The sequence below is a fragment of the Cellulosimicrobium sp. NPDC057862 genome (assembly GCF_042797035.1).
GTDB lineage: Bacteria > Actinomycetota > Actinomycetes > Actinomycetales > Cellulomonadaceae > Cellulosimicrobium.
The window spans coordinates 313807-338211 of record NZ_JBHVMH010000003.1 but is presented as its reverse complement, the minus strand read 5'-3'; the positions used below and the strand labels follow the sequence as shown (position 1 = coordinate 338211).

At 74.1% G+C, this 24405-nt stretch carries 23 protein-coding genes and 3 tRNA genes; 19 read left to right on the top strand and 7 right to left on the bottom strand.

All coding sequences use genetic code 11. The features are described from left to right. The first annotated feature begins 18 nt into the window (after positions 1-18). Positions 19-402: a thioredoxin gene (gene trxA, locus ACFVN3_RS07000; RefSeq protein ID WP_253051165.1), complete on the top strand. Its 384-nt coding sequence runs from the start codon at positions 19-21 to the stop codon at positions 400-402. Positions 403-625: 223 nt separating this feature from the next. On the opposite strand, the gene ACFVN3_RS06995 is transcribed toward trxA, so the two are convergent. Together ACFVN3_RS06995 and bcp are read right to left on the bottom strand one after the other, a co-directional pair. After that, positions 626-707: transfer RNA gene (locus ACFVN3_RS06995), tRNA-Leu, on the bottom strand. Positions 708-774: 67 nt separating this feature from the next. After that, on the bottom strand, positions 775-1251 hold the full coding sequence (gene bcp / locus ACFVN3_RS06990) for a thioredoxin-dependent thiol peroxidase (RefSeq protein ID WP_378231976.1): 477 nt from the start codon (positions 1249-1251) through the stop codon (positions 775-777). Between the two features lie 158 nt (positions 1252-1409). On the opposite strand from bcp, the gene ACFVN3_RS06985 reads away from it, so the two are divergent. The 4 genes from ACFVN3_RS06985 to ACFVN3_RS06970 all read left to right on the top strand — a co-directional run bounded on the left by ACFVN3_RS06985 (position 1410) and on the right by ACFVN3_RS06970 (position 6171). After that, entirely contained in the window at positions 1410-1706 is a 297-nt protein-coding gene (locus ACFVN3_RS06985; RefSeq protein ID WP_378232074.1) for a GroES family chaperonin, read from the top strand. A gap of 115 nt (positions 1707-1821) precedes the next feature. Continuing rightward, positions 1822-1897 (top strand) — tRNA-Lys (locus tag ACFVN3_RS06980). A 124-nt stretch (positions 1898-2021) separates the two neighbouring features. Then, a tRNA-Lys gene (locus ACFVN3_RS06975) sits at positions 2022-2094 on the top strand. Between the two features lie 270 nt (positions 2095-2364). Continuing rightward, entirely contained in the window at positions 2365-6171 is a 3807-nt protein-coding gene (locus ACFVN3_RS06970; RefSeq protein WP_378231974.1) for a metallophosphoesterase, read from the top strand. Positions 6172-6294: 123 nt separating this feature from the next. Here the strand turns inward: ACFVN3_RS06970 and ACFVN3_RS06965 are convergent, their stop codons facing one another. Then, a complete protein-coding gene (locus ACFVN3_RS06965) occupies positions 6295-7056 on the bottom strand; it encodes an SDR family NAD(P)-dependent oxidoreductase (RefSeq protein ID WP_378231972.1) in 762 nt (253 codons plus the stop codon). A 310-nt stretch (positions 7057-7366) separates the two neighbouring features. On the opposite strand from ACFVN3_RS06965, the gene ACFVN3_RS06960 reads away from it, so the two are divergent. The 14 genes from ACFVN3_RS06960 to ACFVN3_RS06895 all read left to right on the top strand — a co-directional run bounded on the left by ACFVN3_RS06960 (position 7367) and on the right by ACFVN3_RS06895 (position 21035). Further along, positions 7367-8677: a TrpB-like pyridoxal phosphate-dependent enzyme gene (locus tag ACFVN3_RS06960; protein ID WP_378231970.1), complete on the top strand. Its 1311-nt coding sequence runs from the start codon at positions 7367-7369 to the stop codon at positions 8675-8677. 59 nt (positions 8678-8736) lie between these two features. Continuing rightward, positions 8737-9507: a tRNA (guanosine(46)-N7)-methyltransferase TrmB gene (trmB, locus tag ACFVN3_RS06955; RefSeq protein ID WP_378231968.1), complete on the top strand. Its 771-nt coding sequence runs from the start codon at positions 8737-8739 to the stop codon at positions 9505-9507. Positions 9508-9692: 185 nt separating this feature from the next. Then, on the top strand, positions 9693-10043 hold the full coding sequence (locus ACFVN3_RS06950; protein ID WP_378231966.1) for a DUF485 domain-containing protein: 351 nt from the start codon (positions 9693-9695) through the stop codon (positions 10041-10043). Next, positions 10040-11686, top strand: a complete 1647-nt coding sequence (locus tag ACFVN3_RS06945; RefSeq protein ID WP_378231963.1) for a cation acetate symporter — start codon at positions 10040-10042, stop codon at positions 11684-11686. Before ACFVN3_RS06950 ends, ACFVN3_RS06945 begins: the two co-directional genes overlap by 4 nt. Positions 11687-11852: 166 nt before the next feature. Next, positions 11853-12419, top strand: a complete 567-nt coding sequence (locus ACFVN3_RS06940; RefSeq protein ID WP_378231961.1) for an AAA family ATPase — start codon at positions 11853-11855, stop codon at positions 12417-12419. A 53-nt stretch (positions 12420-12472) separates the two neighbouring features. After that, a complete protein-coding gene (locus ACFVN3_RS06935) occupies positions 12473-14050 on the top strand; it encodes a dihydrolipoyl dehydrogenase family protein (protein ID WP_378231958.1) in 1578 nt (525 codons plus the stop codon). A 245-nt stretch (positions 14051-14295) separates the two neighbouring features. Further along, a complete protein-coding gene (locus ACFVN3_RS06930; RefSeq protein ID WP_378231956.1) occupies positions 14296-15003 on the top strand; it encodes a SipW-dependent-type signal peptide-containing protein in 708 nt (235 codons plus the stop codon). 95 nt (positions 15004-15098) lie between these two features. Beyond that, entirely contained in the window at positions 15099-16052 is a 954-nt protein-coding gene (locus ACFVN3_RS06925) for a hypothetical protein (protein ID WP_378231954.1), read from the top strand. Next, complete coding sequence (locus ACFVN3_RS06920) at positions 16049-16666, top strand: signal peptidase I (RefSeq protein WP_378231952.1); 618 nt, start codon at positions 16049-16051, stop codon at positions 16664-16666. The genes ACFVN3_RS06925 and ACFVN3_RS06920 overlap by 4 nt, the downstream gene beginning before the upstream one ends. Beyond that, positions 16666-17532, top strand: a complete 867-nt coding sequence (locus ACFVN3_RS06915; protein WP_378231950.1) for a hypothetical protein — start codon at positions 16666-16668, stop codon at positions 17530-17532. Before ACFVN3_RS06920 ends, ACFVN3_RS06915 begins: the two co-directional genes overlap by 1 nt. Continuing rightward, positions 17529-18167 carry a hypothetical protein gene (locus tag ACFVN3_RS06910; protein WP_378231948.1) on the top strand — a complete coding sequence of 213 codons (639 nt, stop codon included), beginning with the start codon at positions 17529-17531 and terminating at the stop codon, positions 18165-18167. Before ACFVN3_RS06915 ends, ACFVN3_RS06910 begins: the two co-directional genes overlap by 4 nt. Positions 18168-18204: 37 nt before the next feature. Continuing rightward, entirely contained in the window at positions 18205-19395 is a 1191-nt protein-coding gene (locus ACFVN3_RS06905) for a sensor histidine kinase (RefSeq protein WP_378231946.1), read from the top strand. Next, complete coding sequence (locus ACFVN3_RS06900) at positions 19392-20054, top strand: response regulator (RefSeq protein ID WP_378231944.1); 663 nt, start codon at positions 19392-19394, stop codon at positions 20052-20054. The genes ACFVN3_RS06905 and ACFVN3_RS06900 overlap by 4 nt, the downstream gene beginning before the upstream one ends. Before the next feature lie 57 nt (positions 20055-20111). Beyond that, positions 20112-21035, top strand: coding sequence for a RimK family alpha-L-glutamate ligase (locus ACFVN3_RS06895; RefSeq protein ID WP_378231941.1), 924 nt, complete (start codon positions 20112-20114; stop codon positions 21033-21035). Between the two features lie 96 nt (positions 21036-21131). Here ACFVN3_RS06895 and ACFVN3_RS06890 read toward each other — a convergent pair whose 3' ends face one another. The 4 genes from ACFVN3_RS06890 to ACFVN3_RS06875 form a co-directional block, all read right to left on the bottom strand. After that, the gene (locus tag ACFVN3_RS06890; protein ID WP_378231939.1) at positions 21132-22049 is read right to left on the bottom strand and encodes an ABC transporter substrate-binding protein; all 918 of its coding nucleotides are present in this window, start codon (positions 22047-22049) and stop codon (positions 21132-21134) included. A gap of 89 nt (positions 22050-22138) precedes the next feature. After that, positions 22139-22873: an ABC transporter permease gene (locus tag ACFVN3_RS06885; protein WP_378231937.1), complete on the bottom strand. Its 735-nt coding sequence runs from the start codon at positions 22871-22873 to the stop codon at positions 22139-22141. Continuing rightward, on the bottom strand, positions 22870-23511 hold the full coding sequence (locus ACFVN3_RS06880; protein WP_237842265.1) for an ABC transporter permease: 642 nt from the start codon (positions 23509-23511) through the stop codon (positions 22870-22872). The genes ACFVN3_RS06885 and ACFVN3_RS06880 overlap by 4 nt, the downstream gene beginning before the upstream one ends. Continuing rightward, positions 23508-24341 carry an ABC transporter ATP-binding protein gene (locus tag ACFVN3_RS06875; RefSeq protein ID WP_378231935.1) on the bottom strand — a complete coding sequence of 278 codons (834 nt, stop codon included), beginning with the start codon at positions 24339-24341 and terminating at the stop codon, positions 23508-23510. The genes ACFVN3_RS06880 and ACFVN3_RS06875 overlap by 4 nt, the downstream gene beginning before the upstream one ends. Positions 24342-24405 lie beyond the last annotated feature (64 nt).

Below are 24405 nucleotides of genomic sequence, written 5' to 3'. Positions count from 1 at the left end.
GTCCCAGGAGGATCATCCATGGCCACGCAGACGCTCACCGAGTCCACCTTCGAGCAGACGATCACGGAGAACGACATCGTCCTCGTCGACTTCTGGGCCGACTGGTGCGGCCCGTGCAAGATGTTCGCCCCCGTGTTCGAGGCGTCCTCGGAGGAGAACCCGGACGTGGTGCACGGCAAGATCGACACCGAGGCCGAGCGCGGTCTCGCGGCGGCCGCGAACATCACGTCGATCCCGACGCTCATGGCCTTCCGCGAGGGCATCCTCGTCTTCTCCCAGCCCGGCGCGCTCCCCGCTCCCGCGCTCAAGCAGGTCGTGGACGCCGTGAAGGGCCTCGACATGGACGACGTGCGTCGCCAGATCGCCGCGGCGAACGACGGGACCCCGGCGCAGGACGCCTGACCCGCCTCCGCGCACGCGAACGGCCCGGCACCTCGAGGTGCCGGGCCGTTCGCGTCTCGGTCAGAGGCCGTCGTGCGCGCGCAGGATGCGCCTCGACGGAAGAAGCCGGTGCCCGCACCGGCAGGGGGCAATGGTGCGGGCACCGGCTCTGAGGTCAGGCTAGCCGTCCAACTGGACGAGCGTCCAGTTGATGGCCGGGTGAAAGCGTGGGCGTCGCCCAGGGTGCGCGAGGCGGGACTCGAACCCGCACGTCCGAGGACACCAGGACCTAAACCTGGCGCGGCTGCCAGTTACGCCACTCGCGCGCGGACGTCAGTCTACGGCGCGAGCGCCGAGCACCCGTGAGGGGACGCAGCGCCCGCGCCGTGGCGACTACCTGGGGTCGATGCCCAGGTCTCGGCGCAGCTTCGCGACGTGGCCCGTCGCCTTGACGTTGTACTGCGCGAGCTCGACCTTGCCCTCCGGGTCGACGACGACCGTCGAGCGGATGACGCCCACGACCGTCTTGCCGTAGAGCTTCTTCTCGCCCCACGCGCCGTAGGCCTCGAGGACCGTCTTGTCGACGTCGGAGACGAGCGGGAACGTGAGGTGCTCGGCCTCGACGAACGCCGCGATCTTCTCGACCGGGTCGGGGGAGACGCCGACGACCGAGTACCCCGCGCCCTGGAGCGAGGCGAGGCTGTCGCGGAAGTCGCACGCCTCGGTCGTGCAGCCGGGGGTGCCGGCGGCCGGGTAGAAGTACACGACGACGTGCTTGCCGCGCAGTTCGGAGAGCGTGACGGTGCTGCCGTCGGCGGCGGGCAGGGTGAAGTCGGGAGCGGTGTCGCCGACGGTGAGGCGCGTGGACATGGATCTCCTTCGGTCCGGCCAGGGTGAGGGTTCGAGCGTAGGTGAGGTGTCGTGGCACAGGTAGCGTTGTGGCTGTGAGCAAGACGACGTCCGCCCCCTCCGCGTCCTCGACCCGCCCGTCCTCGGCCCGGCCTGCAGCCCGTGACCTGCCGATCCGGATGCTGCACGACCGGCTCCTCGTCGATCCGGAGGTCGACGCGAGCGAGCGGCAGAGCTCGGCGGGCCTCGTCATCCCCGCGACGGCGGTCGGCCCCAAGCGCCTGGCGTGGGCCGTCGTCGTCGCCGCTGGTGAGCACGTGCGCCAGGTCTCGGTGGGCGACCGCGTCCTGTTCGACCCGGACGACCGCGCGGAGGTCGAGCTCGGGGGACGGGACCTCGTGCTGCTGCGCGAGCGCGACGTGCACGCCGTCTCCCAGGAGCTCGAGGAGGACGGCCCGACCGGGCTGTACCTCTGAACCGGGCCGTGAGCCCGCCGCAGGACGGGGCGCCGGGCGTTGTCGCCGACGTCACACGGGTGCGGGCGGAACGGATTTTCCCGGCGCGCCCACGGCTGCTAGTGTTTTCTCTCGCGCGCCATTAGCTCAATTGGCAGAGCAGCTGACTCTTAATCAGCGGGTTCGGGGTTCGAGTCCCTGATGGCGCACCACCACCGATCGGGCCGTCCGCATGGCGGGCGGCCTGAGCCGTGCCGGTCGAGGGGCCGGGGCGGCGGCGGGAGCGGAACTCCTCGTGCAGGACGACCCGCGGCCGCTGGTAGTGTTCCCTCTCGCGCGCCATTAGCTCAATTGGCAGAGCAGCTGACTCTTAATCAGCGGGTTCGGGGTTCGAGTCCCTGATGGCGCACCCTTCCTGACCAGGCCGTCCACCCTCCGGGTGGGCGGCCTGCGTCGTCCCGGGCCCGCGCCGCCACCGTCGCGCGCCGCTCCGGCCAGGCGTCCTGTCATCTGCCCCGTCACCGTGCCGGGGCACCGGACCGTCTCCCGGCGTTCGGATCGCGTTCGTCCCGTCTCGTCCGAGAGTTCACCCGTGCCCGGAATGGTCCGGTACGGGTGCGCCCGCCGCGGACGTCGGACCGGTCGTGCCCTCGCCTGTCGACGACGAAAGGACACACCGATGCGCACGCCCGTGCACACGCCCCGCACCCGGAGAAGACGCCGAGGGCTCGCCGCCGTGGTCGGCGCGAGCCTCGCCGTGGGGACCGCGCTCCCCGTGACGGCGGCCGTGGCCGCCGACCGCGCGCCCACGCAGCGCGCCGCCGCGGCGGCCGAGGAGCCGAGCGGGACGCCGGTGCTCCACCCGACTTCCGGGACGTACCTGGACGGCACCGTGACCGTCACGGCGCACCCCGTCCTGGCCGGCGACCCGGTCCGCGAGCTGGCCGTCGACGGCCAGCCGCTCGCGGGCGCCACGGCGACCCCCGCCACGTCGCGTCTCCTGTTCGACGTGGGCAGCAACTCGATCGAGAAGCGCTACGGCAGCCACGTGCTCGTCAACGGCACGCGGCTCGAGCTCGACCGCGACATGGTCTCCGAGCGCGTGGCGCTCGACGTGCCGAACGACCTGCTCGTCCAGGGGGAGAACGCGGTGCGGTTCGTCGTGGGCGCCGTCCCCACGTCGTGCGGCTCGAACTACGACGACTTCGACCTCACCGAGGTCTCGCTCGAGCTGCTCGGCGAGGTCGCCGACGGCTCCGGCAACCGTTTCACCTACCAGTTCGGCGACGGCTCGTGCGGGACGAACACGTCCCGCGTCCTGACGGCCGACCTGACGTTCACGGTCGCCCAGGACCCGGCCGCGACGACCGGCCTCGCGGCGGAGCTCGACACGACGACGCTCGAGAACGGCGCGCACACCCTCACGGCCACGTCCGCCTCGGGCCAGACCGCGACGAGCGGCGTCACCGTGAACAACTCCGCGCCCGGCGCGCCGGCCCTCACCCCGGCGGACGGCGAGCTCCTCAACGGCGCGCGGACCGTCCTCGCGACCCCGCCCGCCGGGGGCGACGCCCCGACGGGGATCGAGGTCGACGGCCTGCCGCTCACCACGACCGCGACCCTCGGTGCCGGCTCGTCGCAGTTCGTCTTCACGGTGGGCTCGAACTCGATCGAGGCCCGCTACGCCAACCACCTGCTCGTCAACGGCCAGCGGATCGACCTCGTCGACCGGGACTACGTGAGCGAGACCGTGCGCGTCGACGTGCCCAACGCGTACCTGGGCGCCGGGCGCAACACCGTCCGGTTCGTCACGGGCACCTACCCGACCTCGTGCGGCGACAACCGGGACGACTTCGCGATCTCGGGCATCGGCCTCGTGCCGAGCCACGGCACCGCGACCCCGGTCGACGTCGCGTCGTCGTACTCGCTCGGTGACGGCGACTGCGGCTCGAGCGCGACCAAGCCGCGCGAGGCCGTCCTCACGTTCGACGTCGTCCCCGCCGCCGACGCCCCCGCGCCCGGCCTGCGCGCCGACCTCGACACCGCCACCCTGACCGACGGCGAGCACGTCCTGACCTCCTCGACCGCGGCGGGCGCCACGGCCCGTCGCACGGTCACGACCGACAACACGGGACCCGCGGTCGCGTCGAGCACGCCCGCCGCCGGGGCCGAGCTCGCCACGGCGACCAGCCTCGCGGTCGAGCTCACGGACGCCTCGGGCGTGCTCGAGGGCCCGTCCGTCACGCTCGACGGCGAGGCCGTCGAGGCGGGCGCGCTCGTCGGCCCGGGCCTCGAGCCCGGGGCGCACGCGCTCGTCGTCACGGCGACGGACGTGCTCGGCAACGAGAGCACCCACGAGATCGGCTTCACCAGCCTCGGGGTCCCCGAGGTCCCGACCGACATCACCCCCGCGACCGGGACGACCGGGGTCGAGGGCGCCGTCGAGCTCGGGGCGCGCGTGAGCGCCCCCGGCGGCGGCGACGTCACGGCGACGTTCGCACGCGCCGACGTGCGCTCGCCCGTCGCCGCGGCGCAGGGCGAGACCGCCACGGTGCCCACCGACGTGCTGCACGTGGAGGGCGAGAACCCGGCCGACGTCGACGCGCTCGTCCCGGGCGACGGCGCGACGCTCGACGCGGCGCCCGCCGCCGACGTCGCGTTCCAGCGCTTCGAGATCCCGGCCGAGGGGGACGTGGCCGGGCAGACCGTCCGGTGGGACGGCGTCATCGACCCGCAGCGACTCGCGACGCTCCACGTCTGGGACGGCGCGGCCTGGGAGGCGCTCGTCTCCGCACGCGGTGCCGTCGAGGGGGCGACGAGCCTGACGGCCACGCTGTCCGCGCGGCACGCGACGCAGGGGACGGTCCACGTCCTCGTCACCGGCACCGACCCGTTCGCCGACGACATCGACGACGGCGTCGGCACCGAGGAACCGACGTCGTTCGCGGACCGCGACGCCTACGACTTCTCGATGGTCCACTTCACGGACACGCAGTACCTGTCCGAGGGGGCGGTCGAGCAGGAGACCGCCGAGGAGCGCGCGGTCTGGGCGAAGACCTACACGGACCTCGTGCAGTGGGTCGTCGACAACGCCGACGAGCGCGGCATCGAGTACGTCGCGCACACGGGCGACATCATCGAGAACTACACGCGCACGCCGGCGGACGACGCGATGGCGGCCCAGGTCCGCGGCGAGTACGAGTTCTCGTCGTCCGCCCAGCGCCTGCTCGACGACGCGGGCATCCCCAACGGCGTCCTGGCGGGCAACCACGACAACCTCACCGGCGCCGACAACGGCCCCGGCGCGCTCTACAACGCGTACTACGGCCCGGACCGGTACGAGGCGCTGTCGGCCGGCTGGCAGGACGCTGTCTACGGCGGGCCCTGGCGCGAGGGCGACAACCAGAACCACTACGACCTGTTCACGGCCGGCGGCCTGGACTTCGTCGCGGTGTACCTCTCGTACGGCGTGACCGACGAGGAGGCCGCCTGGGCCGACGGCGTGCTCGAGCAGTTCGCTGACCGCAACGCGATCCTGCTCGCGCACGACTACCTCGCGCCCAGCACCAACCCCGACGGCCGCGGGGCGCCGTTCTCCACGCCCGACGGGCGGCTGCTGTACTCGAAGGTCGTCGAGCCGAACCCGAACGTCTTCCTCGTGCTCTCGGGCCACGAGCACGGCGTGGGGATCAACGTGAAGCGCGACGTCGGCACGCCCGGCAACGGCGTCGTCGAGCTGCTCGCGGACTACCAGTTCTACGAGGTCACCGCGGAGGAGGCAGGCCTCACCGAGATCGGCGGGTACGCGCCCGACCAGGGCCTGCGGCTCGGGTCGAGCTACCTGCGCCTGCTCCAGTTCGACGTCGACCGCTCCGAGCTCGTCGTCGACACGTACTCGCCGTGGCTCGAGAACTTCGGCGCCACCGAGTACGACGACCGTCAGCGCTACAACGGGCTCGAGGACGACTTCACGGTGCCGGTCGACCTGACGACCCGCACGACCACCCTCGTGACGGACGCCGTGGCGCTCTACGCCCCGGCCGAGGAGATCGGGAGCGTCTCCGTCCCGTCGGGCGAGGTCGCGCGCGTGACCTGGGACGGTCTCGACGGCGGGGCACTGCACGCGTGGGTCGTCACGGCGACGAGCGCGGGCGGCGGCACGGCGGTCTCGCCGGTCACCACGTTCACGACAGCCCCCGACCAGGACGGCCTCGTCGTCTCGACGACGGCGCGCAGCCAGTGCATGGCGGGCAAGGCGTACGTCGCGGTCCGCGCGACCAACGCCGACACCGTGCCGGTCGACGTCACGCTGACCACGCCGTACGGCGAGCGCACGGTCGCGGGCGTGCAGCCCGGCGCGTCGGCGTACCAGTCGTTCGCCGTGCGCTCGACGCAGGTCGCCGCGGGCAGCGCCCACGTGGCTGCGACCGGCGACGGCCGCACGTTCGCGGGCGACGCCGCGTTCGACGCGCTGTCGTGCGGCTGACGCGTGCGCCGCGCGCGTGACCGGCGTGACCCGGTGACGCGCGGCGTCGAGAGGTGAGAAGCGGCCCCCGAGCACGCGCGCTCGGGGGCCGCTTCTCCGTTCTCGGCCCGGTGGCCGTCGTGGTCAGACGGCGGCCCAGCCGCCGTCGCTGTGCAGCACGGCGCCGGAGACGTTCGCCGAGTCGTCCGAGAGCAGCCACGTGATCGCCGCGGCGAGCTCGTCGGCGCTCGCGGCGGGCGGGACGGTCGTCGCCATGATCGGGCCGAGCCGCTCGCCGGCGAGCTGCGAGCGGAAGGGCGCCTCGATGCTCGTCGCGACGGCGCCCGGCGCGACGACGTTCGCCCGCACGCCCTGCGGGGTGTAGAAGAAGGCCGTGCTCTTCGTGAAGCCGACGATCGCGTGCTTCGACGTCGCGTAGGCGGTGCCCGAGGCCGAGGCGCGCGTACCCGCCTCGGACCCGACGTTGACGATCGACCCCTTCCCGGCGTCGAGCATGAGCGGGAGCACCGCGCGCGTGAGCCGCATGACGGCCGTGACGTTGACGGCCATGACGAGGTCCCAGGTCGAGTCGTCGACCTCGGCGCTCGGCAGGAAGCCGTCCATGATGCCCGCGACGTTGGCGAGCGCGTCCACGCGACCGTCCGCGGCGGCGACCACCGCGTCGACCGTCGTCTGCTCGCTCACGTCGCCCGCGACCGTCACGAGGGCGTCGGTCCCGACGTCCGCGACGAGCTTCTCCAGGCGGTCCTCCCGGACGTCCGTCGCGACGACGCGCGCGCCCTCCGCGAGCAGCCGCTCGACCGTCGCGCGCCCGATGCCGGCGCCCGCGCCGGTGACGATCGCGGTGCGGCCCTCGAACCGGCCGGGAACGTGGTTGCTGACCATGACGGCTCCTTCCGTCCGCGCCGGCACTGCCGTCGTCCGGCGTCCTGGTCCCATCCCATCTGCCTCTCCTCGCGCGCGCGAGGGCCGATCGTCCCGGGGCCGGTGCCGGTGGTCCCTACCGGTGGTGTCCCGGCCGCGCACGCCGGGGTAGGGTCGGCGGCGTGACGCACCCGTCCGTGACCCCCTGGTGGCCGGCCGCCTGACGGCCGGTGACCTCATCCGGCCGTGCCCCGACGACGTGGGCGGCCTCGGCGGACCCCGGAGCACGCGTCGTCGGCCCAGCGGCCGTACCTGAGCTGGAGCCCCCAGAATGACGACACAGCAGTCTCCCGTCCCCGTCCGGTCCCTCGAGCCGACCGGCGCGGAGGTGCCCTCGACCGTCCCGACGCACTGGTACAACCTCGCCGCGGACCTGCCCGAGCCCGTGCCGCCGCACCTGCACCCCGGCACGCGTGAGCCCCTCACGCCCGACGACCTCGCGCCGCTGTTCCCGCTCGCGCTCGTCCAGCAAGAGGTCACGACCGAGCGCTACGTCGAGATCCCGCAGACGATCCGCGAGATCTACGCGCTGTGGCGGCCGTCGCCGCTCGTGCGCGCGCGGCGCCTCGAGCGAGCCCTGGGCACCCCGGCCCGGATCTACTACAAGTACGAGGGCGTGAGCCCGGTCGGCTCGCACAAGCCGAACACCGCGGTCGCGCAGGCGTACTACAACGCGCTCGAGGGCACGACGAAGCTCACGACCGAGACGGGTGCGGGCCAGTGGGGCGCCTCGCTGTCCTTCGCGGGCGCGCTGCTCGGGCTCGACGTCGAGGTGTGGCAGGTGCGCGCGTCGTACGACTCCAAGCCGTACCGCCGCGCGCAGATGGAGGTCTACGGCGGGATCTGCCACCCGTCGCCGTCGGACCTCACCGAGGCCGGCCGCGCGATGCTCGCCGCCGACCCGGACACGACGGGGTCGCTCGGCATGGCGATCAGCGAGGCGGTGGAGACCGCGGCCAAGGACCCCGCGGCGCACTACGCGCTGGGCAGCGTGCTGAACCACGTCATGCTGCACCAGAGCGTCATCGGCCAGGAGGCGCTCGTCCAGCTCGACGAGGCGGGCGAGGGCGCGCCGGACGTGGTTTTCGGGTGCGCGGGCGGCGGGTCCAACCTCGCGGGCCTGACGTTCCCGTTCCTCGGCCGCAACCTGCGCGAGGGCACGACGACGCGGCTCGTCGCGTGCGAGCCCGCCGCGTGCCCGTCGCTCACCCAGGGCGAGTACCGCTACGACTTCGGCGACGTCGCGGGCCTCACGCCGCTGCTCAAGATGCACACGCTCGGCAAGGACTTCGTCCCGCCGGCGATCCACGCGGGCGGGCTGCGCTACCACGGCATGTCGCCGATGGTGTCGCACGCGGTGAACCTCGGGCTCATGGACGCGGTCGCCGTCGACCAGGAAGAGGCGTTCACGGCCGGGACGCTGTTCGCGCGCAGCGAGGGCATCATCCCCGCGCCGGAGTCGACGCACGCGGTCGCGGCGGCGGTCGCGCACGCGCGCGCGGCGACCGAGGCGGAGGTGATCGTGCTCGGGCTGTCGGGCAACGGCGTCCTCGACCTGCCGGCGTACGCGGCGTACGTCTGACGGACGCCCGGGCGCCCCGCGCGGTAGGTCCCCGCGCGGGGCGCCCGTACCCTGGTGCGATGCCCGACCCGACCCCCGACACCCTCGACGACCGCCCGCGCTACCGCACGCAGCCGGTGTCGTTCGTGCGACGCAGCGGGCGCCTCGCCCCGCGCCAGCAGCGCGCGTGGGACGAGCACCGGGACCGCTACGTGGTCGACGTGCCCCGTGACGTCGCGCGGACGTCGGTCGACCCGGCGTACGTGCTCGACGTCGCGGGGACGTTCGGGCGCGAGGCGCGCCTCGTCGTCGAGATCGGCTCGGGCCAGGGCGAGGCCGTGGTGGCCGCGGCCGAGCGCGAGCCGGGCACCGACTTCCTCGCGGTCGAGGTCTACGCCCCGGGCCTCGCGCAGACCGTGCTGCGCGCGTCCCAGCGCGACCTGCCGAACGTGCGGCTGGTCCAGGCGAACGCGGCGGAGCTGCTGGCCACGACGCTGCCCGCGGGGAGCGTCGACGAGCTGTGGATCTTCTTCCCCGACCCGTGGCACAAGTCCCGCCACCACAAGCGGCGCCTCGTGGCGCCGTCGTTCGCGGCGCTCGCGGAGCGGGTGCTGCGGGCCCCGGGCGAGGCGGACGGCGCGCGGCCCGGTGGGACGCTGCGCCTCGCCACGGACTGGGCCGAGTACGCGGAGCAGATGATCGACGTGCTCGACGCCGCGCCCGGGCTGCGCAACGTCCACGGCCCGCGCGGCGTGGCGCCGCGCTTCGAGGGCCGCGTGCTCACCGGGTTCGAGCGCAAGGGCGAGAACGCCGGCCGCGTCATCACCGACCTGGAGTACGTGCGCGTCTGACGCGTCGGGGACCGGCGCCCGACCGGCCGCGCCAGGTTCTTGCGGACAGAAGTGATCTACGGCACATTGTGCCGGGGGTGGAACGTCGCCCCGGGCACGCAGTGTCGCGTGCGGTCGCGTCGACAGGTGGCCGTCTGCGGGTGCGGGCTCTGTGTCAGTCCACGGAATGAGCCAACGGAGGCGTCATGACCGACGTGACGGCCGACCCCGGAACGGGGCCCGCCGAAGAGACCGACTACCAGCGCGTACAACGCTCGCCCGAGTTCCAGGACCTACGTAGGCGCTTCCGGAACTTCGTGTTCCCGATGACCGCGCTGTTCCTCGTGTGGTACTTCGTCTACGTCCTGCTGGCGAACTACGCGCACGACTTCATGAGCATCCGGGTGTGGGGGAACATCACGGTCGGGCTGCTCTTCGGCCTCGGCCAGTTCGTGTCCACGTTCGCGATCACCATGATCTACGCGCGCTGGGCCAACAAGCGCTTCGACGCCGCGGCGGACGAGCTGCGCCGGGAGATCGAGGAGGACGAGCTGTGAGCGCTCACCTCCTGGCCGCGGAGGCCACGGACGTCGGTAACCCGGTCGTCAACGTCGCGATCTTCGGCGTCTTCGTCGCCGTGACGCTCGTCATCGTGCTGCGCGCGTCGCGGCAGAACAAGTCCGCCGCGGACTACTACGCAGGCGGACGCTCGTTCACCGGCCCGCAGAACGGCACCGCCATCGCGGGCGACTACCTCTCCGCCGCGAGCTTCCTCGGGATCTGCGGGGCCATCGCGATCAACGGGTACGACGGCTTCCTCTACTCGATCGGGTTCCTCGTCGCGTGGCTCGTCGCGCTGCTGCTCGTCGCCGAGCTGCTGCGCAACACCGGGAAGTTCACGATGGCCGACGTGCTGTCCTTCCGGCTCAAGCAGCGCCCCGTGCGCATGGCGGCGGCCCTCGCGACCCTGGCCGTCGTGTTCTTCTACCTGCTCGCCCAGATGGCGGGCGCGGGCGGGCTCGTGGCCCTCCTGCTCGGCGTCTCCTCGACGGCGGGGCAGAGCGTCGTCGTCGCGGTCGTGGGCGCGCTCATGATCCTCTACGTGCTCGTCGGCGGCATGAAGGGCACCACGTGGGTGCAGATCATCAAGGCCGTGCTGCTCATCGCGGGCGCCGCGGTCATGACGGTGTGGGTGCTCGCCAAGTTCGGCTTCAACCTCTCCGACCTGCTCCAGGGCGCGATCGACAAGGCCGGGGCAGGCGGCGAGGCGCTCATCGAGCCGGGCAAGCAGTACGGCGCGACGGGCACCACCAAGCTCGACTTCCTCTCGCTCGCCCTGGCCCTCGTGCTCGGCACGGCCGGGCTGCCGCACGTGCTCATGCGCTTCTACACCGTGCCGTCGGCCAAGGAGGCCCGCCGCTCGGTCGTCTGGGCGATCTGGCTCATCGGCATCTTCTACCTGTTCACGCTCGTGCTGGGGTACGGCGCCGGGGCGCTCGTCGGGCCGGAGACGATCAGCGCCGCACCAGGCGGCGTGAACTCGGCGGCACCGCTGCTCGCGTTCGCGCTCGGCGGCGAGATCCTGCTCGGCTTCATCTCGGCCGTCGCGTTCGCGACGATCCTCGCCGTCGTGGCGGGCCTGACGATCACCGCGGCGGCGAGCTTCGCCCACGACATCTACGCCAACGTCATCAAGCGGGGCGAGGTGAAGCCCGACGGCGAGGTCAAGGTCGCGCGGATCACCGTCGTCGTCATCGGGATCCTCGCGATCCTCGGTGGCATCTTCGCGCAGGGCCAGAACGTCGCGTTCCTCGTGGCGCTCGCGTTCGCCGTCGCGGCGAGCGCGAACCTGCCGACGATCCTCTACTCGCTGTTCTGGAAGCGCTTCAACACGTCCGGGGCCCTGTGGAGCATGTACGGCGGGCTCGTCTCGTGCGTCGTGCTCATCGCGTTCTCGCCCGTCGTCTCCGGCAAGGTCGACCCGGTCACGGGCGCGAGCCTGTCGATGATCAAGAACACCGACATCGACTTCGCGATCTTCCCGCTGAGCAACCCCGGCATCATCTCCATCCCGCTCGCGTTCCTGCTCGGGATCGTCGGGACGCTGCTCAGCAAGGAGAAGCCGCACCCGGAGAAGTTCGCCGAGATGGAGGTCCGCTCGCTCACGGGCGCGGGCGCCGAGAAGGCGGTCACGCACTAGCGGGACGCTCCTCCGCTCCGCACGCGGCGCCCCCGGTCCGCCCGGGCCGGGGGCGTCCGCGCGTCCGGTGGCCCGGTCGACGTGCGCGGCTGCCGTCCCGCCGGTCGACGGCCCTCGCGCCGCAATCCCGTCGCCGTGGGCACGGCGCGCGACGTACGGTCGCGCCATGACGTCTCCGACCCCACCCGCCGCGGCCGCTCGCACGGGGACGCCGGCGCCGGTCCTCGTGGTCACCGGGGCGATGGCCTCGGGCAAGTCGACCGTCGCCGAGGCGCTCGCGCGGACGTTCCCGCTCGCGGCGCACGTGCGCGGCGACCTGTTCCGGCGGTTCGTCGTGAGCGGGCAGGCGTCGATGGCGCCGCCCCTGTCGCCCGCTGCCCGCGCCCAGCTCGACCTGCGGCAGCAGCTCGCGGCCCAGGCCGCGGACACGTACGCCGCGGCCGGCGTGGTCGCCGTCGTCCAGGACATCCTGCTCGGGCCCGACCTGGAGCGGTTCACGGCGCGCGTGCGCACCCGCCCGTGCTACGCCGTCGTGCTCGCGCCCGACGCCGCGACGCTCGCCGCGCGCGACGCGGCCCGGCACAAGCAGGGGTACGGGGACTGGACTCCGGGCGAGTTCGCGGCCGCCGCGCGGGAGACGCCCGGCGGCCTGCACCTCGACACGACCGGGTGGTCCGTCGCCGAGACCGTCCGGCAGGTCCTCGACCGGCTCGACGAGGCGCGCGTCGACTGAGGCCGTCGACGTCCCGCTGAGCGACGACCGCGACACCGCGTGAGGATGGGCCCATGACGAGCGACCCGCAGCAGGAGACCGCGCCCGACGAGACCTACGACGTGATCGTGATCGGCGGCGGGCCCGTCGGGGAGAACGCCGCCGACCGCGCCGGGCGCACGGGCCTGAGCGTCGCGCTCGTCGAGGCCGAGCTCGTGGGCGGCGAGTGCTCGTACTGGGCGTGCATCCCCTCCAAGACGCTCCTGCGGCCCGGCGCGGCACGCGCCGAGGCGCGGGGCGTCCCCGGCGTGGGCATCGACGACGCGCTCGACGTCCCCGCGGTGCTCGCGCGCCGCGACGCGATGGTCGCGGACTGGGACGACGGCGGCCAGGTCTCGTGGGTCGAGGGCGCGGGGATCGCGCTCGTGCGCGGGCTGGGGCGGATCGTCGGACCGCGCCTCGTGGAGGTCGTCGCGGAGGAGCCCGACGCCGACCCGGACGGCCTCCCGCGCGTGCGGCGGATCGCGGCCCGGCACGCCGTGATCGTCGCGACCGGGAGCGTCCCCTTGCTCCCGGACGTGCCCGGCCTCGCCGACGCGAACCCTTGGACGAGCCGCGAGGCGACGGCGGTCGAGGACGTGCCGGAGTCGCTCGCGATCGTGGGCGGGGGAGTGGTCGCGACCGAGATGGCCGTCGCGTTCACCGACCTGGGCGCCCGCGTCACGGTGCTGTCGCGTGGTGGCCTGCTCGGTCGGACGGAGCCCTGGGCGGGGGAGGCGGTCGCGGAGTCTCTGCGCGCGCTGGGCGTGGACGTGCGGATCGGCGTCGGCGTCGCCTCGGTCGAGGCGCTGCCCGACGGCGGGGCGCGGCTCGCGCTGTCGGCCGCGGGGTCGCGGCGGGACCGGGGTGGCGACGACGAGGCGCCGGACCTGTCGCCCGTCGCCGCGGAGCGCGTGCTCGTCGCGACGGGCCGCGTCCCGCGGACCCAGGACCTCGGCGTCGACGCGGTCGGGCTCGTCGCGGGCCGTGCGCTCGAGGTCGACGACACGATGCTCGTCCGAGGGGTCGCGCCGGGCGCCGAGGACGCCGGCGGCTGGCTGTACGCCGCGGGCGACGTCACCGGGAGGGTCGCGACGACCCACCAGGGCAAGTACCAGGGCCGGGTCGTGGGCGACGTCGTCGCGGCCCGGTTCGGCGACCCGGACGCCGACGGGGCGCCGACCGCGGGGGAGCGCGCGCCTGCCGTCGGCGCGACGCCCGAGCCGTGGTCGCGGTTCGCCGCGACGGCCGACGGCGTCGCGTCGCCCCAGGTCGTCTTCACACGTCCCGAGGTCGCGTCCGTCGGGCACACCGAGGCGACGGCCCGCGAGGCCGGGATCGACGTGCGGGTCGTGCGGTACGACCTCGCGAACGTCTCCGGCGCCGCAGTGCGCGCCGAGGACTACGCCGGCAGCGCCCAGCTCGTCGTCGACGCCGCGCGCGAGGTCGTCGTCGGCGCCACGTTCGTCGGCCCCGACGCGGCGGAGATGCTGCACGCCGCGACGATCGCCGTCGTGGGCGAGGTCCCGCTGCGCCGCCTGTGGCACGCGGTGCCGTCGTACCCGACGGTGAGCGAGGTCTGGCTGCGCTTCCTGGAGGAGTACGGGCTGTAGCCCACCTCGCCACCACGCGTCGGGGTCGTCGTCCGCGGGACGGCGGCCCGCCGTCGCGTCCGGGGTGTCCGGCACCCGTGGGCCCGAGCCCTCTTGGGGTTTCCCCTACCCCGCGCCGGGGCGTGCTCCGGGGCCGCCGAAGACTGGGGACCGTTGCGGCGGCGAGTCGTCGAGACGGAGCAGATCTCCGGTGGCGAGCACCCTCGCGGGACGCGCAACGTGACGCACGAAGGGGATCGCCCATCATGGACACGAAGATCAAGGGAGTCGTCGCCGGCGTCGCCGGGGGTGCGCTGCTCCTCGGCGCGGGCGGCACGTTCGCGCTGTGGCACGACGAGGCAGGGGTCGCTGGCGGGACGATCCGCAGCGGCCTCCTCGACGTGGAGACGCAGGAGACCCGCTGGTTCGACGTCTCGCCCGACCAGGGCGACGCTGCCGACCTCGTGGGGGAGGTCGGCCCGGGACTGCGCTGGGACACGGGCTGGCTCGGTCCGGAGCAGACGGTGTGGAACGGCGTGCCGACCGAGTTCCAGCGGCTCGACCCGGACGGGACGGGTTCCGGCACGGGCGACGTCGTCGGTCACCCGATCGACGACCTCGGGGCATGGCAGGCGGTTCCCGGCGACTACGTCCTCGGCCAGACGCGGGTGACCGCGAGGACCGAGGGCGACAACATGCGGGCGGTGCTCTCCCTCCACGGCGCGGGCGCGCACAGCGGCGACCTCGCCGACGCCCTCGGCGTGAAGGTCATCGTCGCCGACCAGGACGGCACCCCCAGGGACCAGGCGCACGACATCGACTACCCCGTCGGCCTCGTGCTCGAGGACGAGGGCTTCCAGGAGCTCCAGGTGTTCGTCCTCGTGACCTTCCCGCACGGCATCCAGGCGCAGGACTTCATCGCCGCCGAGGCATACCTGGACGGCCTCCAGGTGCGGCTGGAGCAGGACCGCTGACCGACGCCGCACGCCGGCGCCGCTCCCGGGCTGGGCACCGCGTCCGCCCCGGGAGCGCCCCGGCAGCCGTCGTCAAGACGGGAAGGAGTACCACCATGAGGTGCACAGCCATCCTCGCCACGGGGGCGGTCGTCGCACTGCTCGTCGGAGGGACGGGGACGACGACCGCCGCCTGGCGGGACGAGTCGTCCCCGGGCGGCGCCGTCGTGGCGGCCGGAGCGCTCGACGTCGCGCTCGAGCCGGACGGCGCCGCTCCGGTGCTGCTCGAACCGGGGGTCGAGGCGTCGACGGCCTACCGGCTGAGGACGACGCTGACCGGGGACAACCTCGAAGCCGTCCTGCGGCTGTCCGTGCCCGCGTGGCACGACGACCCGCTCCTCGACACGCTCGACGTCACGGTCACGATCACGCGGGACGCAGGCGTGGTCGCGACGGGCACGCTCGACCCGTCGGGGGGCCTGCTGTTCGACGGGTCGCCCGACGTCCCGGTCGGCCCGTCGCACGGCACCGACGAGCTCGCCGTGACGCTCACCGTGCGGATGCACCCGTGGGCCGGGAACGAGTACCAGGGCCGACGGCTCCCGGACGCCGTGCTCGTCGCGGACCTGTGGCAGACCCGCCCGGGCGAGGCGATCGGGCCCGGGCGGCTCTGGCACGACGCGCAGACCGCGCCCGCACCTGCCGTCGCGACCGGCACCCTCGGGGTGGAGGCCCAGTCGGACGAACCGCCGGGCGGCCCCGTCCAGGCTCCCGAGGCCGACCCGGCCACGGGCACGGACGCCGAGGCGGGCGGCGAGACGGACGTCCAGGCTGAGGCGGGCACCGGTGTCGAGACGGACGGCGAGACGGACCCCCAGGCCCCCACGGGCACCGGCGCCGGGGCGGAACCGTCGTGGGCGCCGGAGCTCCGGGAGCTGCTCGGGGACGCCGGGCTGGACCCGGTCACGCTCGACCTCGACCCGCTGCCCACGGAGATCGCCGACTGGGCGGCCGCGCACGACGTCGCGAGCGACGACCTGCTCGCCTGGCTCGAGGAGGCGAGGTCATGAGCGCCGCGACGCTCTCCGCCGCGCCGGCCGCCGGGACCGCGACGGCCGACCGCGCGACGCGCGGCCCGCTCCGCCGGGCGTGGTCCGTCGTGGTGGGCACCGTCATGGCGGTCCTGCTGGCGCTGGTCGCAGCGGTCGTCGTGCTCCCGGCGCTCCTCGGCGCCGCGCCGCTCACGGTGCTCACCGGCTCGATGGAGCCGGCGCTGTCACCCGGTGACGTGGTCGTGGTCCGGCCCGTCGACCCGGCGGACGTCCACGTGGGCGACGTCGTGACCTTCCAGCCGGTCTCCGACGACCCGTCGCTCGTGACCCACCGCGTCGTCGGCGTCACGCAGGGCGCGGAGGGCGTGGCCGGACTCACCACGCGTGGCGACGCCAACGACGCCGCAGACGACCCGATCGTGCCGGACCAGGTGCAGGGACGCGTGGCCTACTCGGTGCCGCTCGTCGGTCATCTGACGAACGCCTCCTGGGGCCCGACCGTGCTCAGGGCCGGTGCGGTCGCGCTCCTCCTCTACGGCGTCGTCGCGGTCGTGACGCCGCACGGTTCCCGCCGCCACGGCCGGCGTCGCACCGACCCGGCCGGTACCAGCTCCCGACAGGAGGCCTCGTGATGGTCAGGACCCGCACCGCCGCGCTCGTCGCGGCGCTCACCCTGACGCCCTTCGCCGTCCCCGCCACGACCGCCGTGGCCGTGCCCGTCGTCGCCACCGCGCGCGTGGCCGACGCGCCGGCGCCCGCCTCCCGCGCAGTCGCCGGGGTGGCACGGTCGACCGGAGCCGACCCGGTCGGGCTGGAGCGAGACGCCGACGGCACGCCGTTGCTGCGCCTCACCGGCCCCGTGACCCCGGAGGACGCGGTGCTCGTCGACGGCTCGCTGCTGGGCCAGGTCGTCGTCGTGCCGGGCGACTCCGGCGGGGCCGTGCTGCGCGTGCGCAACGAGGGCCCGACGGGGGGCACGCTCACGGTCAGCGTCGTCGACGCGGTCGCGCACCGCGACCCCGGCGGCGACGGCTGGGCGGACGACGCCTTCTACGACGACCTCACGGTCAACGGCGTCCCCGCCTCGCGCCTGGAGGGCCGCCGGACGGTGGTGCACGAGGCGGCGCTGGCGCGCGGGGGGAGCGTCGACGTCCCCGTCACCTACGACGTCCCGGCCGAGGTGACGACCGGCAACCGTGCGCTCGTCGGCGAGCGGCTGTTCTCCTTCGACCTGCTCGTGCGCATCGGCGGGGACGTCTCCGCGACAGACGGCGACGACGCGACCTCCGGCGGGACGGCGGTCGATCGCGCGCGCGGCCTCGTCGCCCGGACCGGAGGGGCGGCCGAGCCGGACGGTGCGCCCTGGTGGGCTGCGGCCGCGGGCGGGCTCGTGCTCGTCGCGGCGGGCGCGGCCCGCGCCCTGCGGCGGCGCTCCGACGGTCCGGACGGGCGGCGTCCGGGAGGGGTCCCGGACGGGTCGGTCAGGACCGGGCCGTGAGCGTGGCGGGCCGCGCCGGCTGGGTCGTGGTCCTCGTGCTCGCGCTCCTCGGCGCGGGCGCGGTCACGTGGTTCGGGCTCGGAGACGGCGGCGCGTGCCGCGCTTCCGCCACCCTGCGCGACCTCGACGGGCGGTGCGTCCGGCTCGACGCGCCGCCCGGCGCCGCAGCCCCGGACGCGCGCCCGACCGGCGGTCGGTTCGAGGCCCCCGCGCAGGGCCTCGACGTGCCGCTCAGCGTGACCTCGGGGGCGGACGGTGTGCTCGACCCGCCGACCCTGACCGAGGCGTTCGTGCTCGACGACCCCGGCCGCACGACCGACGCGGAGGTGCGGCCGCTCGTCGTCGCGATGCACGCGGTGCGCGACGGTCGCGCTCCTGGCAACGCGTTCTTCGAGCGCGGCGCGCGGGACCCGGCCGCGACGGTCGCCCCCGGTGACGTGCTGCGCGTGGACGGGGCGACGTACGTGGTCGAGGGCACGGAAGTCCTCTCCAAGGGCGCCGCGGCCGTCTCGCCGGACGTCTGGGGGCGCCGCCCGGACGGCGCGCGACGCCTCGTGGTGCTCACGTGCCTGCAGCGCGCGGGGACGTCCGGGGCCGCGCGCGAGAACCTCGTGATCCACGCGGTGCTCGCCTGAACGGGTGACGTGCGCGCGCCTCTGCCAGCATTAGGACGTGGTGCGCGACGGGGACCGTGCCGAGCGCCGCGCCGTCGCCCTCATCGCGATGGCAGGCGTCGTGCTGATCGCTGCCGTCCCGGCGGTCGAGCTCGTCCTGTGGGCCATCGAGGACTTCGGGCCGGTCGCCCCCGACGGCGAGCCCATGCTCGCCGGGGCCGAGCTGGACCGCGTCGCGCAGGTCGCCCTCGCCCTGGTCCTCGCGGTCGCGGCCGCGAGCGGACTCGCAGCCGCTGTCCTCGTGCGGCTGCACGTCCTCGCGTGGCCGCTGCGGCGGCAGGTCGCCCTCGTGCTCGGGATGAGCCTCGGCATCGGCGCCGTGCGCGCGGGCGCCCTCTACCTCACCCTCCCACGCGGCGCCCCCGGGCAGTTCGTCGCCGCCCAGGTCGCCCTCGGCACGCTCGAGGCGTGCTTCGCGATCTCGGTCGCGCTCTACTACGTCGGGGCACGTCGCCGCATCCGTGCGGAGGAGCGCCGCCGCCTCGAGGAGACGTATCGTGCCGAGCGCGCCCGGGCCGAGGCGGAGGAGGAGGAGCTCCGGGTCCGGCGCGACGTCTCGCGCCAGCTGCACGGCGGGCTCCAGCAGCGCCTCGTCCTCGCGATCCACGAGGTGGACGCGATCCGTGACGAGCTGGAGCTCGGCGGCCAGGAGCGCGCCGCCCACTCGTTGGAGGCGGTGTCCGAGCGGCTGGACCGGCTCCGCGAGTCCGAGGTCCGCGCGGTCGCGCACTCTCTCTACCCCCTGGCGGGCGACTTCTCCCTGTCGACCGCGCTGCTCCTCCTCGCCGACCGGCTCCCGCCCTCGGTGCACATGGATGTGCGCTTCGAGGGCGTGGCCGACGCCGTCCTCGCCGGGTACTCCCTGCCTCCTGCCGACCGGGTGCTGCTGTTCTCGATCGTCGAGGAGGGCGTCAACAACGCGATGCTGCACGGTCGGGCCGACGCGATCAGCGTGGTGCTGCGCGGTGAGCCGCTCACGGAGCGACGCAGCCTCGCGCACGTCGTGGTCGACGACGACGGCGCCGGCCTCTCCGCGGAGCCGCGGCTCTCCGGGGTCGCGCACCTCCAGGCCCGCGTCCGCGCGCGGGGCGGGGACCTCGTGCTGGGTCCGTCGGCGCGGGGAGGAGCCCGGCTCGCCGGGAGGATCCCGGTGCTGAGTCCCGCGGCCGAGGCCGAGGAGCGGTCGTGAGCACCGCGCCCCGCCTGCGCGTCGCGGTCGTCGAGGACGAGGCGATGGTGCGGGGCCTGGTCCTGGCCCTCCTCCGGGCACAGCCCGGGATGGACGTCGTGGCCGACGCCGCCGGCCAGGCCGAGGCGCTCGCCGTCGTCTCGCCAGGCGAGGTCGACGTCGCGATCCTCGACATCGAGCTCGAGGACGGCAACGGCATCGCTCTGGGACGGGCGCTGCAGGAACGCGATCCCCGTCTCCGGATCCTCCTCGTGTCGAGCCACAACCTGCTCGCCCTGGTGCGGTCGATCAGCGCGAGCGCGCCCACCCCGTGGAGCTACCTCTCCAAGCGGTCCTCCGCCCGGCCGGGCCAGCTCGTCCGCGCGCTCGCCGACGTCGCGAAGGGACGGGTGGTCATCGATCCCGCGCTCGTACGGCGGTCGGTGCCCCGCACGGACACCCCGCTCGCAGGGTTGTCCGTCGCGCAGTTCCGCGTCCTCCAGCTCGTGGCCGAGGGCCGGGCGAACGGTGCCGTCGCGACCGAGCTGGGGATCACGCCGAAGGCCGTCGAGGCGCAGCTCACGGTGATCTACCGCCTGCTCGACCTGCCCGAGGGCGCCAACCATCGCGTGGCCGCGGTGCTCGAGTTCCTGCACCAGTCCGTCCGGCCGGACGTCTGAGCGCCGCCCGCGGTACTTCGGAGGCCGCCCGTGCCCGCCAGGGCCTAGGCTCGGGGCGTGACGACCGAGACCTCAGCCCCGCGCGTCGCTCTCGCGACGTGCTCCGTCCTGCCGCACCTCGACCCCGACGACGCGCCGCTCGTGCGCGCGCTCGACGCCCGCGGCGTCGCCGCGCAGCCCGCCGTCTGGGACGACCCGGACGTCGAGTGGGGCACGTTCGACGCCGTCGTCGTGCGCTCGACGTGGGACTACTCGGCCCGGCGCGACGAGTTCGTCGCGTGGGCGACGCGCGTCCCGCGCATCCTCAACGCGGAGGCCGTGCTGCGCTGGAACACCGACAAGGGCTACCTGCGCGAGCTGGAGCGCGCGGGCATCCCCGTCATCCCGACGCTGTGGCTCGACCCCGCGCGCAACCTCTCCTCGCGCGCGATCCACACGCGCCTGCCCGCCCAGGGCGACTTCGTCATCAAGCCCGTCGTGAGCGCGGGCGCCAAGGACACCGGCCGCTACCAGGCGGGTGAGGCGCACTCGCGCGGGCTCGCGATCCAGCACGCCAAGAACCTGCTGGTCTCGGGCCGCGAGGTCATGGTGCAGCCGTACGTGACGAGCGTCGACACCGCGGGGGAGACGGGCCTCGTCTTCGTCGACGGGGAGTTCTCCCACGCCGTGCGCAAGAACGCGCTCCTCACCGGCCCGCACCGCCCGACCCGCGGCCTGTACCAGCAGGAGGAGATGAGCCCGTTCACCGCGACCGAGGAGCAGCTCGACGTCGCGCGCCGGGCGCTCGCGGCGGCGGCCGACGCGGTCGGCGGCGGGGACGCGGCGAGCTTCCTGTACGCGCGCGTCGACGTCGTGACGGGCAACGACGGCGGAGTCGTCGTCATCGAGCTCGAGCTCACCGAGCCGTCGCTGTTCCTCGCCCTCGCGCCGGGGTCGCTCGACCGCTTCGCCGACGCGATCGCCGCGCGCGTCGCGCGCTGACGTCGCTCCGCGCACCAGGTCCACGACCGTGGCCCCGCCCCGACCGACGTCGGGACGGGGCCACGGTCGCGCCGGGGCGAGGGATCGGGCCCAAGGTCAGGCCAGGCCGTTCTCCGACAGCCAGTCCGCCGCGATGTCCTCGGGCGAGCGCTGGCCCTCGGTGGACTCCACGTTCAGGGCGACGAGGCCCTCGGGCGTGAGCGCCGCGCTGACGGGGTTGAGGACGTCCGCGATCTCCTCGGCGACGTCCGCGTTGACGAGCGGCACGACGTTCGAGGCGAGGAACAGGCCCTCGGGGTCCTCCAGCGTCACGAGCTTCTCGGTCTGGATGCGCGGGTCGGCGCTGAACACGTTCGCGACGTTCACCGTGCCGGCGACGAGGTCCTGGACGGTCGTGTCGCCCGTCGCGACGAACGAGACGTCGACGCCGTACACGTCCTTGAGGCCCTGCGGGCCGTAGGGGCGCTGCTCGAGCTCCGCCGGACCGCCGAGCGTCAGCGGCACGTCCAGGCCCGCGAGGTCCGCGATGCTCGTCAACCCGTTCTCGGTCGCGAAGGCCTCGGTGACGTTGTACGAGTCCTGGTCCGTCGCGCTCGACTGGTCGAGGACCGTGAGCCCGTCGGGCAGGGCGTCCTGGAGCGCCGCGTACACGTCGTCGGGCGACGTCGCGGTGGTCTCCGGGTCGAAGAACTGCAAGAGGTTGCCCGTGTACTCGGGGAAGACCTGCACCTCGCCGCTCTCGAGCGCCGGCATGTAGGCGTCGCGCTGGCCGATCGAGAAGTTCCGCTCGACCGTGAAGCCCTCGGCCTCCAGGGCCTGGGCGTAGATCTCGGCGATGATCTCGTTCGAGTAGTACGCCTGGGATCCGACGACGATCGTGTCGGACGAGGCGCTGCCGCCGGACGTCCCGGTGTCGGCGTCGAGCGGGTCGTCCCCGCCGCCGCAGGCGCTGAGCGTGAGGACGGCGGTCGCCGCGGCGGCGACGAGGGCGGCGGTGCGTCGGGTGGTGCGCATGTGTCTGCCTTTCTGAGGGCCGTCCCGGGGGCCGGGAGGTTCTGGATGGGTCGGGCGCGCGGGGACCGCGGTCGGGAGCTCCGGGCGCGTCAGGCGGTGGTCGGTTCGGGGGCCCGGCGGCGCCGCCGCCGGGCAGGTTCGTCGTCCGAGGAGCGGCCGGCGGTCACGCCACGCGGCACGACGACCCGCTGGAGGATCGCGAACAGCGCGTCGAGCACGACGGCCAGCACGACGATGACGAGGGCGGCGCCGAGGATCTGGGAGAAGTCGCGGATCTGGATGCCCTGCACGATGTAGAAGCCGAGGCCCCAGTTGCCGACGTACCCCGCGAGGGTCACGGTCGCGACGACCTGGAGCGTCGCGGAGCGCAGCCCGCCGATGAGCAGCGGGAGCCCGAGCGGCACCTCGGCCTTGAGCAGCACCTGCCACCCCGTCATGCCGACGGACCGGGCACCGTCGACGACGCGCCGCTCGACGGCCTCCACACCGGCGTAGGCGCCCGCGAGGATGGGCGGGATCGCGAGGAGGACGAACGCCGTCGTGGACGCGGCGATCTTGTGCGTCACCCCGAGGACGAGGACGAGGAGGAGGACGAGCCCGAAGGACGGGACCGCACGGGCCGCGCCCGAGAGGGCGACGGCGAGCTCCCGCCCGCGTCCGGTGTGGCCGATGGCCCAGCCCGCGGGGATCGCGATCGCCGCGGCGATGAGCACCGAGACGAACGTGAACGCGAGGTGGGTCCAGATCGCCTCGGGGAGGGGCAGCGCGCCCGTGAGCCGGTCGGGGGAGAAGATCCAGGCGATCGCGTCGGAGAACAGGTTCATGCGCGCACCTTCCGGGACCAGGGCATGACCGCTCGTCCGGCGAGCACGAGCAGCAGGTCGACGAGCAGCGCGATGACGACGACCGCGACGACGCCGGAGAGGATCTCGGCGACGATCTGCCGCTGGTAGCCGTTGGTGAAGAGGTAGCCGAGGTTGTCGATCCCGATGAGGATGCCGACCGTCGCGAGCGAGATGGTCGACACGGCGGTGACGCGCAGCCCGGCGAGCACGACCGGTCCCGCGAGCGGGAGGTCGACCTGCCAGAAGCGTCGCCACGGCCCGTACCCGACCGCGAGGGCCGCCTGCCGGACCGTCGGGTCGACCGAGGCGAGGGCGTCGGCGACGAACCGCGTCATGATCGCGACGGCGTAGATGGTCAGCGCGACGACGAGGTTCAGCTCGGACAGGAAGCTGATGCCGAGCAGCGGCGGGAGCAGAGCGAACAGCGCGAGCGACGGGATCGTGTAGAGCAGCCCGACGAGCGTGAGCACGAGGCCCCGCGTGAGGCGGAACCGGAACGCGAGCCAGCCCAGCGGGATCGAGACGAGGAACCCCAGCACGATGGGCACGACGCACTGGCTCAGGTGCTCGACGGTGAGACGGCCGATGAGGTCGAGGTTGTCCAGGACCCAGGTCATGCGCTGCCCTCGACGAGGTCGTCGACCAGGACGCCCTGCGTGCGGCCGGTGCCGTCCACGAGCACGGTCCCGTGGTCGGTGCGCTTCGTGTGCAGCGCGCGCGTGCCGCGCTCCGCCCCGATGAAGCTCGCGACGAAGTCGCTCGCCGGGTTCTCCAGGATCTCGCTCGGGGACCCGATCTGCGCGACCTGCGCCCCCTTCTCGAGGATCACGACCTGGTCGCCGAGCAGGAACGCCTCGTCGATGTCGTGGGTGACGAAGACGACCGTCTTCTCCAGCTCGCGCTGCAACCGGATGGTCTCGGTCTGGAGCTCGGCCCGCACGATCGGGTCGACGGCACCGAACGGCTCGTCCATGAGCAGGATGTTCGGGTCCGCGGCGAGCGCGCGCGCCACGCCGACGCGCTGCTGCTGGCCCCCCGAGAGCTGGCTCGGGTAGCGGTCGGCGAGCGCCCGGTCGAGGCCGACGGTGTCGAGGAGCTCGAGGGCCCGCTCGCGCGCCTGCCGCCGCGGCGTGCCCTCGAGGCGCAGGACCGTCGTCACGTTGTCGACGACCTTGTAGTGGGGGAGCAGGCCGCCGTTCTGGAGGACGTACCCGATGCTGCGGCGCAGCTTCACGGGGTCCCGGTCGAGGATGGAGGCGCCGTCGATCTCGATCGTGCCGGACGTGGGCTCCACCATGCGGTTGATCATGCGCAGGAGCGTCGTCTTGCCGCTCCCGGACGACCCGACGAGCACGGTCGTGCGGTGGGGCGGGATCACCAGGTCGAAGTCCGCGACCGCTGCGGTGCCGTCCGGGTACGTCTTGGTGACCGATCGGAACTCGATCATGGGGCGCTGCCTCCCGACAGTCGGTGAACCGGCCTCCCACCCAACCACGACCGTGGCCGGCCAG